Origin of the sequence: Methylobacterium sp. C1 (assembly GCF_001854385.1) — a bacterium.
Taxonomy (GTDB): domain Bacteria; phylum Pseudomonadota; class Alphaproteobacteria; order Rhizobiales; family Beijerinckiaceae; genus Methylobacterium; species Methylobacterium radiotolerans.
In genome coordinates this window covers 18,371-30,732 of record NZ_CP017640.1, presented here as the reverse complement: position 1 = coordinate 30,732, position 12,362 = coordinate 18,371, and the positions used below count along the sequence as shown (strand labels likewise).

Genomic DNA, 12,362 nt, shown 5'->3' with positions numbered 1-12,362 from the left:
GGCCGGATCAGCTTGCCGCTGGCGGCGTGCTACGCGGCCAGCAGCGGTCGCCACACGCCCGCCGCGTCGGCGGCCATGGCGCAGATCACCGCCTCGTCGGCCGAGCGGCGCACCTCGACCACGTGCGGCACCCCGGGGGCGAGGGGTGCCTCGACGCCGAGGTCGAAACCGTGCCGACCGTCGCCCACCCCCGCCGCAGCGATGTCGGCGCGGTACTCCGCCGCCACCGTCACCGCCACGATCGCGCCGTCGACCACGATGTCCAGGCACACGGGAGCGTCGGGCTGTGCCGGGTCGTGGGCCCAGCCGGCCACGCGCAGCGCACCGTCCGCGCGGAGGGCACAGCGATCCAGCCACGCCCGCACGGCGCCCGGAGGCGCGTGCGCGAACGACGCGCCGGCCCGCCGGATCAGGCGCCTGCGCAGCGCGGCGAGCTGGGGACCGAGCTCGGTGCGCTGCGCGTAGGGCTGCGGGACGATCGACGGATCGTCCGCGCCAGGGCCGTCGAAGAGCCGACGGATGCCGGGAGCGGGCAGGAAGCTCTCGGCCGGCGTGCCCTCCGCGATGAGGAGGTCGTGGCTTTCGAGCTCGACATGCCAGTAGGTGAGATCGGTCACGACCTCCCCGCGGGTGATGCTGGTGCCGTTGACGAGGTGGCCGGCGGCGACGAACAGCCCGTCCAGCCACACGGCGTGGTCCGGCGAGACGAGCAGGTCGCGGGCCGGAACCCCCTCGTGCAGAGCGCTGGCCCGGATACGCACCGGCCGCTCGCTCGGCGGGGCCGAGGATCCGGGATAGGTGCGCCGTCCGATCCATCGAATCGGGCGGCGCAGGCCCGCGGCCGTGACGACGCTGTCCCCGACCACGAGCCGCTCGACAGCCACGTCGCCGCGGTCGGTCCGGATGGTCGTGCCGGTGCAGTAGCACGGGGCGCTGTTCGGCGATCCGCTCGATTGAGCCGTTCCCGCGGGCGATGGGGTCGATCCGCTCGACCCGGTCGCGCCCGATGCGGGCCCCGTGGAGCCGGTCGCGCCCGCCTGCGTTCCGGCCGCGCCGGCGCTGGACCGAACACCGGCCGTCGCTCCGTACAGGCCCGGATCCCGGCCGTCCGGCGAAGACACGCGGTCCTGCGGTACCGCGACGGCATTGGGGTTGTTCGAGTAGACGCGGATGTAGTCGATGCTCGAGCTGAACCGGGTGCCGGTCGCCGCCGTGCTCTGCACGGCCAAGTTGGCCAACAGATACATGGGGCTGTGCAGGTCGGACGGCGTCGCCTGCGAACCGACGAGCTGACCGTCCACGTAGAAGCTGATGCGATCCGCCTGCCAGTTCATGCCGTAGGTATGATACCCGCTCGGGTTGGGCATCTCGCTGTAGACCTGGCGGGTCTGCTGCCACGTCGTTCCGGCCGCCTGCGGATCGGTCGTGTGAATCGTGCTGTAGACGCCGCGGTCGTTGTTTCCGTAATGCTCGACGACATCGAGTTCCTGGTGGCCATTGGTGCTGCTCGACTGCGGGCTCTGCTGATTCGGCAGCAGCCAGAAGGCGTCCCAGGCGTCGGGATTGTTGGAGAAATCCGCGCGGATCTCGAAGTAGCCGTAGGTCTGCGAGAAATTGCCCTGCGTGCTGATGAGGCCGGACTGCCAGCTCCCGGGATATCCGGACGCGCTCGTCCCGGGCGGCGCCGCCGTGATCGTCAGGACACCGTTCTGGACGCTGAAGGGATCGTAACCGGACGCGGAGTCGAGGAACGAGGACCGGCCGAAGCCGATGTCGGAATTGGCGTCGTACCGCCACTCGGCGCGGATGTCCCGGTACGTGGTCCCGACGCCGTTCTGCGAGATGCTGCGCGCGTTGAACTCGTCGTCGAAAGTCAGGCGGTAGCCAGTCAGATCAACCATCGACGCCGTCTCATCACCGTTCTGGTTCGCCGGACGTGGCGCGCTGTCAAATCAAGATTGCTTTCAAGCAATCCGGGTGTGGTTAATAATGCGTTGTTTCTCGCGGTACTGAAGTGAGTACCGGCGGCTCCAGACCGCTGCCTGACCTCCCGCCCACCACGGGGCGCGATCGAACACGGACAGATGACACGGTTAAGGCTGACTAACCGCATCGGCCGCGAGGCGCAAATCAGTCGCGGCGCCGCACGGCCGCACGCGATCTCACCGACGAACACTTGAGCCGCCGCGCTGGACGTCCGAAACCGGCCGGATCCGGCAGGCGCCGATCCGCGGCGGCCGGAGGGCTGATCCTAGCGCGCACGCCAAGTACCGGTGATCGCCTGCGACTTGGGGGAGGCGCAGCTCCGGCCGGACGGCGCGAACCCCGGCGGCGTGAGCGACGCGGGACCGCCCGCGATGTTCCGGCAACCGCATCGATCCCGCCCGGAGGCGGCGGAAGGGGTGGGATTCGAACCCACGGTGGAGTTGCCCCCACGGCGGTTTTCAAGACCGCTGCCTTAAACCACTCGGCCACCCTTCCTGGCGGCATCCGCGACCTCACGGTTACGGCCGCGGCGGAGGCTGCGTCAACAGCAGAACAACCGGTTGACCTCCCGAAGCATTCCGCCTATCTCACCGCCCACGCCCGGAGCCGCTCGATGCGCTGCGGGCTCTGCCCCGCCATCTCCGACACCGGATGAGCAGGGTTCACGGCTGATTGGGGGATAGTTTAACGGTAGAACGGTGGACTCTGACTCCTCTAGTCCTGGTTCGAATCCAGGTCCCCCAGCCACCGCGCCGGCCCGCCCGATCTCAGATCCGGCGGGTTTTTTCTTGCTTGCGGCCCAGCACGTCTCTCTCATCCTGCAGCGATCCGCAGAAATCGAGCGGGGTCGGGCACGGTCCGGCAGTCATCGCCCGTTGACGCGCCGCCGCGCGGCCGCCTAGATCGCCGGATGCGCCGGTGCCTGCCTCTCACGGTTCGAGGGCGCGCGATCATCGGCTTGGTCGCGCTCTACGCGCTGCTGCTCCAAGCGTTCCTGGGCTTCGCCACCCCGGCCCGAGCCTGGAACGATCCGGACGCGGTGATCTGCGCCGGGCACGCCTCGGGCGACCCCGCCGGCACGGTGGTGCACGTCCATCCCTGCTGCACGGTCGTGCAGGCCGGAGCGCTGGCGCTTCCGACCATCGACCCGACCGCTGCCGCCTGGCCCGCCGCGCCCGCGACGCGCTGCGCGTGGCGCCCCGAATCCGAGATCCCGACGACCGGGCCGCCGGCCTCGACCGGCACCGCGCGAGGTCCACCGGAAGCCTGACGATCCCGCTCCCGATCGTTCAGGCCCGGACCTCCCATCATGTCGATTGTTCTCCACGGCGACGCCCCCGCATACGGTGCGGCCGCCACGCGGCGACTGTCCCGCGACGCCGTCTATCGGGCCGTCTGGCGGTGGCACTTCTACGCGGGCCTGCTGTGCCTTCCGTTCCTGATCAGCCTCTCGGCCACCGGCGCGCTCTACCTGTTCAAGGAGGAGATCAACGGCAGCCTGTTCGCGTACCGGACCCGGGTCGCGCCGAGCGAGACGGCGCCGATGGGTCCGGACCGGCTGATCTTCAACGCGCTGCAGGCCGTGCCGGACGCCGCGCCCGTCACCTACACCGACCCGCCCTCGCCGGACGCCGCGGCGCGCGTCACCCTCGCTTCGGGCGAGCGCCGGATCCACGTCTACCTGAATCCGTATACCGGCGACGTGCTCGACCGGGTCGACCGGGACCGCGAGCTCATGGCGGTGGTCCGCGGGCTGCACAGCCTCGCGCTGGTCGGCCCCCTGGCGAACGCCGTCATCGAGATCGTCGCGGGCTTCGCGATCATCCTGGTGGTGACGGGCGCGTACCTGTGGTGGCCCCGCGGCCGGATGGGCGGCGTCGTGACCCTGCGCGCCGGCCCGCGCCGGCGCGTGTGGTGGCGCGACCTTCACGCCGTCACCGGGTTCGTCGCCGGCGGCGGGCTGCTCTTCCTGGCGCTGACCGGCCTGCCCTGGTCGATCTGGTGGGGACAGGAGCTGCGCGCGTGGTCCAACGCCGCCGGCCTCGGCCAGCCGGCCGCGCTCTGGGCGAACCGGCCGGTCTCGACGGTGCCTCTACGCGACCGGCTGGAAGATGCCGGCTGGACTCTGCAGGACGCGCCCGTGCCGCGCTCGGCGCCGGCCGCCGCGGCCGCGAGCGTCGGCATCGACGACGCCGTGGCGATCCTCCGAGGTCTGGGGATGCCCCGCGGCTTCGAGCTGGCGCTGCCCGTCGGCGCGGACGGCGTCTACGCCGCCGCAATCTACCCGCGCGACGTCACGCGGCAGCGGGTCCTGACCCTCGACCAGTATTCCGGCCGCCCGGTGGTGGACGTCCGCTTCGGCGATCTCGGACCCGTCGGCCGGGCGATCCAGTACGGGATCGGCATCCACAAGGGCGAGCACTGGGGCCGCGCGAACCAGTTCGCGATGCTGGGCTTCTGCCTCGCCACCATCCTGCTCGCCGTCACCGCCGGAACGATGTGGTGGAAGCGGCGCCCGGCCGGCGGCCTCGGCGTGCCGCCCTGGCCGCGCGACCGGCGGGTGGCCGCGACGGTGACCGTGATCATCCTCGGGCTCGGGGCGCTCTTCCCGCTGACCGGGCTCGCCATCGCCGCCCTGATCGGCTTCGACCTCGCCGCGGGCCGGCTCCGAAGGCGGTGGGCGCACTGATCCGGTACGAGCGGGCGCCGTGCCCGTGCACAAGCCTCCGCGCCTGAGACGCGGGCGTCCGGGTCTTCCGGGCGCGGTGCTGATCGTGCTCGCGCTCTGGATCCAGGCGCTCGCACCGGCCGTCGCGCTCCGGATGGCGCAGGCGGATCGGGGCGTGCTGCCCGGCCAGATCCTGTGCGGGCACGCGTCGGATCAGGTCGGGGACGTCGCCATCGGCCTGCACGCGCCGGCAACGGGGTCCTGCGCCCTCTGCGGGCTGTGTCGCGCCGGCGCCGTCCCGCCGCTCCTCCCGGCCTCGCCCGGCCTCGCGCGCCGCCTGCGCTGGACAGCGGTGGCGTGGCCGATCCCGCCCCCTGCCCGGGCCGCGTCGGTCCCCATCATCGTCGGCCAGCCCCGCGGGCCGCCCCGCTCCGCCTGATCGCCCTTCCTCCGGGTGGCGCCGCCGCTCGCCCCTTCGATCAGACGAGACCTCCGATGACCTCCGACCAGACCGTCCTGTGCGGCGCTGCCCTCGCGCTCCTGCTCGCCGGAAGCCCCCTCCCCGCCCTCGGCCAGACCGCCGTGACCCTCGAGGAACTCTCCGTGGAGGGCGAGGCCGCGCCCGCCGCGGGCCGGAGTGCCGCGCCGCCCTTCGGCGTGGCGGCGCCGCCGGGCTCGGCGCCCGCGGTCATCGAGCACCCTGTCGGCGAGATCGTGACCGGTATCGGCCGGGACGACACGATCGCGAACCGCCCGGCAACCAGCATCGGATCGGTCCTGGTGAACAGCCCTGGCGTCACGGTGCGGCAGGGGAACGGCGGCCGCGACGTCGTCATCTCGATCCGCGGCAACAACGCCCGCTCCACCGGGGTGATCAAGAACACCGTCGTCCTGGAGGACGGCTTCATCCTCACCCAGCCGGACGGCGCGTCGCGCTTCGATCTCACGGACCCCCGCGCCTACGGCCGGATCGACGTGTTCCGCGGGCCGCAATCGCCGCTCTTCGGCAACTACGCCACCGGGGGCGCCATCGCGTTCCGGACGCGCACCGGTCGCGAGATCGACGGCTACGAGATCGGGGTGGATGCCGGCAGCTTCGGCTACCTCAGCAACTACTTCACCGTCGGCGGCGTCAGCGGCCCGTTCGAGATCAGCCTGTTCGCCAGCGACGTCCGCGCCAACGGCTACCAGGACCACGCCAGCTACGACACGCAGACCATCAATCTGCTCGCGAGCTACACTCCGACGCCGGACAACCGCTTCACCCTGAAGGTGATCAACAACACCCTCGACGCCAACCTGCCCGCCCGCGCATCCCTGGCCCAGTACCGGATCAACCCGTACCAGCGCGGCTGCGCCGCCGCAGCGAGCGCGGCCCCGGGCTGCACCACCTTCAACCTGTTCCGGAACGGGGCATTCGGCGCGACCGTGCCGGTGACGGCCGACGAGGGCGGCTTCGGGCGCAACGACCGCCGAACCATCGTGGCCGCCCGCTGGGAGCACGACATCGACGCGTTCACCACCTGGCGCACGCAGCTCGGGTTCGACGAGCGCAACTTCGATCAGCCGTTCTACACGACCTCGTCGCGGGGCTCTTACCCGTCCTGGAACTTCTTGACCGACCTGACCCGGCGGGGCGACCTGTTCGGCCTGCCGGCAACCGGCTACGTCGCGCTGGCCTACAACACCATCGACAACCACATCACCACCTTTAACCGGGCCCCCTACGACGGCCCGCGCCTGGGGGCGCTGATCGGCGATCAGGCGGCGGTGCAGTCGAATCTCGGCGGCCGGGCGCGGCTCGAGCTGGCGTTGTCGGATCAGTGGACCGGCATCCTCGGCCTGAGCGCCGAGACCACCTCGATCACCGGGCGCAACATCGCCTACGCGTACGCGGCGAGCGGCACGACGCGGACGGTGGCGGACGCGAACCGGTCCTTCCTCAACGTCGCCCCCGAGCTGGCCCTGGTCTACCGGCCGGACGCGGCCTGGGCGCTGCGCGGCCGGGTCGCCACCGGCTACACCACGCCGGCCGCCAGCAACCTGTTCATCACCCCGGCCGGGCTGCCCGGAAACAACACGCAGCTCCAGACTCAGGAGAATCTCGGCTTCGATCTCGGCGCCGAGTGGAGCCCGATGACCGATCTCCGCCTGAGCGTGACCGGGTTCTACGAGTTCTTCCGCAACGAGCTGGTCTCGCAATCGCCGGGGGCCGGCCTCCTCGCCTACACGTTCAACGCGCCCGCCTCGGAGCATCGCGGCGTCGAGGTCGGCGCCGACTGGGCCTTCGCGCCCGGCTGGCGCGGGACGCTGGCCTACACGTTCGACGACCAGATCTACACCCGCTACACCGAGCAGCTCAGCGCCGGCAGCCTGACCCGGTCGTTCGACCGGGCGGGGAACCGGATCCCCGGGGTTCCGGCCCACCAGCTCCTGGCCCGCCTCGGCTACGACGTGCCGAGCGGACCGCTCGCGGGTCTCGGCGCCTTCGTGGAGACGGTCGTCCAGGGCGACTTCTACCTCGACAACGCCAACCTGCTGAAGGCCCCGGGCTTCGCGGTCGTCAACGCCAACCTGCACTACGCCACGGAGCTGACCGGCGGCTACGCGAAGCGGCTCAGCCTGTACGTCGAGGTTCGCAACCTGTTCGACACGACCTACGTCGCCTCCGCGCAGAACCTCGCCAACGGGATCAGCGGCACCACCGGCCTCCAGAACGGCGCCGCCGTGCTGGCGACCACCACGGGCTCGGTCTTCGCGGGTGCTCCGCGGAACATCGTCGGCGGCATGCGGCTGGCATTTTGATAACCGCGCGGGATCTCGCGCGTGGTGTCAAAGTGGAGCTTGCACTATGCTCCGGCGATCGATCGCAGGGGCCGGCCGAGGCGCGCGGTCCGGTCCGCGCGGCGGGGCCGTCGGCAGGGATGTGGCGCGATAGTCGGATGAGGCGGCGAACCGTACTCGCTGGTTTGCCCCTGGCGCTCGCCGGGTGGCCGCACGCCGTGCGGGCGCAGGGTCAGGCCCACGTCGCGGCCCTCTGGCCCTTCGTGGAGGGCGATCCCGAGGGCCGGGTGCTGGCGGAAGCGTTCCACGCCGGCTTGCGCGATCACGGTCAGCCGGATCAGCGGGTCGACGATCGCTGGACCGGGGCCGACCGCGAGCGCACGCGCCTCCTCGCGGCCGACCTCGTGGCCACACAACCGCAGGTGATCTTCGCCTATCTCAGCGCGCAGCTCACGGCCGTGGCGTCCCTGACGAAGCAGATCCCCATCGTGTTCGTCGGCGCCTCGAACCCGGTCCGCTTCGGGTACGTGGAAAGTCTCCAGCGCCCGGGCGGCAACATCACCGGCTTCACGCTCTACGAGGCGCCTCTGGGCGGGAAATGGGTGGCGGCCCTCAAGGAGGCCGTCCCGAACCTCCGACGCGTCACGCTCCTGTCCAACCTGAGCACCGAGATCCGGGGCGAGAACCTCTACGCCGAGCCGTTCCGCACCACCGCGACGGCCCTCGGGATCGAGCCCGCGGTGGTGAAGATCGACAAGGCGGTCGAGATCGAGCCCATCATCGCGGATCTCGCGCGGCAGGGAGACGGTGGCCTGATCGTCGCCCCGGGCACGTTCAGCGAGGCCAACGGCGACCAGATCGTCGCGCTCACCACGCGCCTCAGGGTTCCGGCCGTCTTCGCCATCCGGCGCTTCGCCTATCGGGGCGGGCTGATGTCGTACGGGCCGGACCCGGTGGAGACGGTCCACCGGGCTGCCGCCTATGTCGGCCGGATCCTGCGCGGCGAGAACCCCGCGACCCTGCCGGTCCAGGCGCCCACGAAGTTCGACTTCATCGTGAATCTGAAGACGGCCCGCACCATGGGCGTGACCATCTCGTCGGCGCTCCTCGCCCAGGCGGACGAGATCGTCGAATGACGGCGCCGCGCCCGCTCGCCTCCCCGCCGGCCGCGGCAGCGCCGCCGCGCTGGTTCCGCCTGCCGCTCGCGGGGAAGTTCGCGGTGGCCTTCGTGGGCCTCGTCAGCCTGGTGCTGCTCATCAACGGCGCCGTCGACCTGACGCTGAACTATCAGGACGCCAAGCGGACCGCGATCGAGACGCAGCGCACCAAGGCGCGCGCCGCCGCCGAACGCGTCGACGCCTTCCTGTCCTCGATCGAGAGCCAGATCGGCTGGACGACCCGGGCCGAGTGGCGGCGGGTCTCCCCCGAGCAGCAGCGCTACGACTTCATCCGCCTGCTGCGCCAGGCACCGGCCATCACGGAGGTGGCGTACCTCGATCCGGCCGGGAAGGAGCAGCTGCGCGTCTCGCGGCTGGAGCCCGACGCCGTCGCCAGCGGCAAGGATTTCTCGGCCTCGCCGCGCTTCACCCAGGCGCTCGCCCAGAAGACCTGGTTCGGCCCGGTCTATTTCCGGCGCGGCTCCGAGCCGTACATGACCGTCTCGGTGGCCCATGCCGGACGCGACCCCGGCGTGACCGTCGCGGAAGTCAATCTGAAGCTGATCTGGGACGTGGTCAGCGCGATCAATGTCGGCGAGCACGGCTACGCCTTCGTGACCACGGCGACCGGGCGGCTGATCGCGCACCCGGATCTGAGCCTCGTCCTGCGCGACACCGACCTGTCGGGTCTGGCCGAGGTGGCGGCGGCCCTGCCCGGCTCCCGCATGGCGGGTCAGGACTACGAGATCACCACCGGCCTCGACGGCGGCTGGGTGCTGGCGGCCCATGCCACGATCCCGCGGGTCGACTGGATCGTCTTCGTGCAGGAATCGCTGCGCGACGCCATGGGCCCCGCCCTCGAATCCGTGATCCAGACCACATCGCTGATGGGTCTCGGCGTGCTGCTCGCAGCGGTGGCGGGAACCTTCCTGGCGCGGCGCATGGTCGTGCCCATCCGCGAGCTCGAGGATGGGGCGGAGCGGTTCGGCGCGGGCGACCTGTCCGAGCGAATCGTGATCCGCACCGGCGACGAGATAGAGACCCTCGCGCACCGGTTCAACACGATGGCGAGCCGGGTTCAGGATTCCTACGAGACGCTCGAGGCCAAGGTGGAGGAGCGGACCCGCGACCTCAACCGCTCGCTCGACGATCTCCAGCGGGCGCAGAGCCGGCTCGTCCAGTCCGAGAAGCTCGCCTCGCTGGGACAGCTCACCGCCGGCATCGCCCACGAGATCAAGAACCCGCTGAACTTCGTCAACAACTTCGCGTCGCTCTCGAACGAGCTGGTGGACGAGCTTCGCGAGGTGCTCGAACCGGCGGCCCTCGATCCGGACACGCGCGCGGAGGTCGAGGAGCTCGCCGGCCTGCTCAAGGGCAATCTCGCGAAGGTCGTCCAGCACGGCAAGCGCGCGGACTCGATCGTCAAGAACATGCTGCTGCACTCGCGCACCGGATCCGGCGAGCATCGACCGGTCGAGGTCAACGGGCTGGTCGAGGAGAGCCTGAATCTTGCCTATCACGGGGCCCGCGCGGCGAAACCGAGCTTCAACGTGACCCTCGTGCGCGATTACGATCCGGCGTCCGGTCTCGCCGACCTCTACCCCCAGGAGATCACGCGGGTCCTTCTGAACCTGATGTCGAACGGCTTCTACGCCACCGAGAAGCGGGCCACCGACGGTGATCCCGGCTACGAACCGACGCTGTCGGTCGCGACCCGGGACCGGGGCGACAGCGTCGAGATCCGCGTGCGCGACAACGGCACCGGCATCCCCGACAGCGTCAGAGCCAAGATGTTCGACCCGTTCTTCACCACCAAGCCGGCGGGCGAGGGAACGGGGCTAGGCCTGTCGCTGAGCCACGACATCGTCGTCAAGCAGCACGGCGGGACGGTTGACGTCGCCTCGGAACCGGGTGCCTTCACGGAATTCATCATCACCCTGCCGCGCCAGAGTGTTACGCCGGCCGCGCCGCCTCGGCCGGCGACCGAGACGGCGGCCGAGACCGAGAGCCAGCCATGAACGTCCTGATCCTCGTCGTCGATGACGAACCCGACGTCAGAGACCTGTTCCGGCAGCAGTTCCGCCGCGAGCTGCGCGCCGGACGCTTCGCGATGGCCTTCGCGCACTCGGCGGCGGAAGCCCTGGAGCGGATCAACGGCGCCAACGAGCCGAGCCTGATCCTGATGCTGTCGGACATCAACATGCCCGGGATGACCGGCCTCGAATTGCTGCCCCTGGTACGCGCCGCGCGCCCCGACGTGCCGGTGATCATGATCACAGCCTACGGCGACGCCGAGACGCGCGAGAAGGTCCGCGCCGCCGGCGCCGTGGGCCTGATCACCAAGCCGATCGACTTCGCCGTGCTGAAGACCGAGATCGATCGCCGGCTGTCCGCCTTCGCGGGGACCGAATGACCCCCGGCGCCCCGAACGCCAAGATCCTGGTCGTCGACGACGAGCCGGATCTCGAGGCGCTGATCACCCAGAAATTCCGCCGCCAGATCCGCCAGGGCCTCGTCACCTTCCTGTTCGCCCACGACGGGCAGGAGGCGCTGGACCGCCTCTCGGAGAGCCGCGACGTCGATCTGGTCGTCTCCGACATCAACATGCCGCGGATGGACGGGCTGACTCTGCTCGCCAAGCTGCAGGACTTCCCGGAGCGCCCCTCGATCATCATCGTCTCGGCCTACGGTGACATGGCGAACATCCGCACCGCCATGAACCGGGGCGCCTTCGACTTCCTGACGAAGCCGATCGACTTCGCCGACCTGGAGACGACGATCGAGCGGACGCTGCGCCACGTCGAGGACCTGCGCGAGGGGCGGCGCCGGCAATCGCTCGCCGAGCGGGCCCACGCCTCCCTGGCCCGGTACTTCTCGCCGAACCTCGCCGAGCGGCTCGCCGGGGACGCGTCCGGTCTCGAGCTCGGCGGCCACCGCCGCGACGTGGCCTCGCTGTTCACCGACATCGCCGGCTTCACAAGCTTGGTCGAGAGCCTCGACCCGGTGCAGCTCGCCGAGATCCTCAACGGCTACTTCGCCGAGATGACCGACGTTGTCTTCGCCCACGAGGGGACGGTGGCCAAGATCGTCGGCGACGCCCTGCACGTGCTGTTCGGCGCGCCGGGGGACCAGCCGGACCACGCGGCCCGGGCCGTGGCGTGTGCCCTCGCCCTGGACGAGGCGGCCGAGGCCTTCCGCGGGCGCTGGCGCGAGCGCGGGATCGAGATCGGCGTGACGCGGATCGGCGTCCATGCCGGGCCGGCGATCGTGGGCAATTTCGGCGGCGGCCGGTACTTCGACTACACGGCCTACGGCGACACCATCAACACCGCCGCCCGTCTGGAGAACGCCAACAAGGCGTTCGGCACCCGGATCTGCGTCAGCGACGCCGTCGTGATCCGCGCCGGTCAGTTCCGCGGCCGCCCCCTCGGCGACCTCCTCCTGCGCGGCAAGCAGACGGCCCTGCGCGCCTACGAACCCCTGACCGAGGCTGCCTACGCGGACGCGCTGCTCGCCCAGTACCAGGACGCCTACGCGAAGCTCGACGCCGGGGAGGCGGGCGCCCTTCCGGCCTTCGCGGCGCTGGTCGGGCTGCGTCCCGACGACGGGGTCGCGGCCTACCACCTGAAGCGCCTGCTGAACGGCAGCAGCGGCAGCCGGGTCGAGGTCCGCTGAGCCCTGCACCCGCGCCGGGCGCCCCGATCGGCGGCCGCGATAGCCCTGGCATGAGGCAGCGCCTATTACCGTCCCCGGGGCGAGCGATCGGG

General features: G+C 70.9%; 9 protein-coding genes and 2 tRNA genes. 9 read left to right on the top strand and 2 right to left on the bottom strand.

Translation table 11 applies throughout. The features are described from left to right. Positions 1-29: 29 nt before the first annotated feature. Complete coding sequence (locus BKE41_RS00135; protein ID WP_070998223.1) at positions 30-1,901, bottom strand: Hint domain-containing protein; 1,872 nt, start codon at positions 1,899-1,901, stop codon at positions 30-32. 493 nt (positions 1,902-2,394) lie between these two features. After that, positions 2,395-2,481, bottom strand: a tRNA-Ser gene (locus BKE41_RS00130). Positions 2,482-2,659: 178 nt separating this feature from the next. Between BKE41_RS00130 and BKE41_RS00125 the strand changes: the two genes are divergently transcribed. From BKE41_RS00125 to BKE41_RS00085, 9 genes are all read left to right on the top strand, one after another. Further along, a tRNA-Gln gene (locus BKE41_RS00125) sits at positions 2,660-2,733 on the top strand. Between the two features lie 211 nt (positions 2,734-2,944). Further along, positions 2,945-3,256, top strand: coding sequence for a hypothetical protein (locus tag BKE41_RS00120; RefSeq protein WP_245295871.1), 312 nt, complete (start codon positions 2,945-2,947; stop codon positions 3,254-3,256). 39 nt (positions 3,257-3,295) lie between these two features. Then, on the top strand, positions 3,296-4,675 hold the full coding sequence (locus BKE41_RS00115) for a PepSY domain-containing protein (RefSeq protein ID WP_070998221.1): 1,380 nt from the start codon (positions 3,296-3,298) through the stop codon (positions 4,673-4,675). A 19-nt stretch (positions 4,676-4,694) separates the two neighbouring features. Beyond that, positions 4,695-5,093 (top strand): DUF2946 family protein, encoded by a 399-nt coding sequence (locus BKE41_RS00110; RefSeq protein ID WP_159392697.1) that lies wholly within the window; start codon positions 4,695-4,697, stop codon positions 5,091-5,093. A gap of 56 nt (positions 5,094-5,149) precedes the next feature. After that, positions 5,150-7,459, top strand: coding sequence for a TonB-dependent receptor (locus BKE41_RS00105; RefSeq protein ID WP_070998219.1), 2,310 nt, complete (start codon positions 5,150-5,152; stop codon positions 7,457-7,459). Between the two features lie 137 nt (positions 7,460-7,596). Beyond that, on the top strand, positions 7,597-8,574 hold the full coding sequence (locus tag BKE41_RS00100) for an ABC transporter substrate-binding protein (protein ID WP_012322542.1): 978 nt from the start codon (positions 7,597-7,599) through the stop codon (positions 8,572-8,574). Continuing rightward, positions 8,571-10,613 (top strand): ATP-binding protein, encoded by a 2,043-nt coding sequence (locus BKE41_RS00095; protein ID WP_070998217.1) that lies wholly within the window; start codon positions 8,571-8,573, stop codon positions 10,611-10,613. The genes BKE41_RS00100 and BKE41_RS00095 overlap by 4 nt, the downstream gene beginning before the upstream one ends. Beyond that, on the top strand, positions 10,610-11,008 hold the full coding sequence (locus BKE41_RS00090) for a response regulator (protein WP_070998216.1): 399 nt from the start codon (positions 10,610-10,612) through the stop codon (positions 11,006-11,008). The genes BKE41_RS00095 and BKE41_RS00090 overlap by 4 nt, the downstream gene beginning before the upstream one ends. Beyond that, positions 11,005-12,270: an adenylate/guanylate cyclase domain-containing protein gene (locus BKE41_RS00085; protein WP_070998214.1), complete on the top strand. Its 1,266-nt coding sequence runs from the start codon at positions 11,005-11,007 to the stop codon at positions 12,268-12,270. Before BKE41_RS00090 ends, BKE41_RS00085 begins: the two co-directional genes overlap by 4 nt. Positions 12,271-12,362 lie beyond the last annotated feature (92 nt).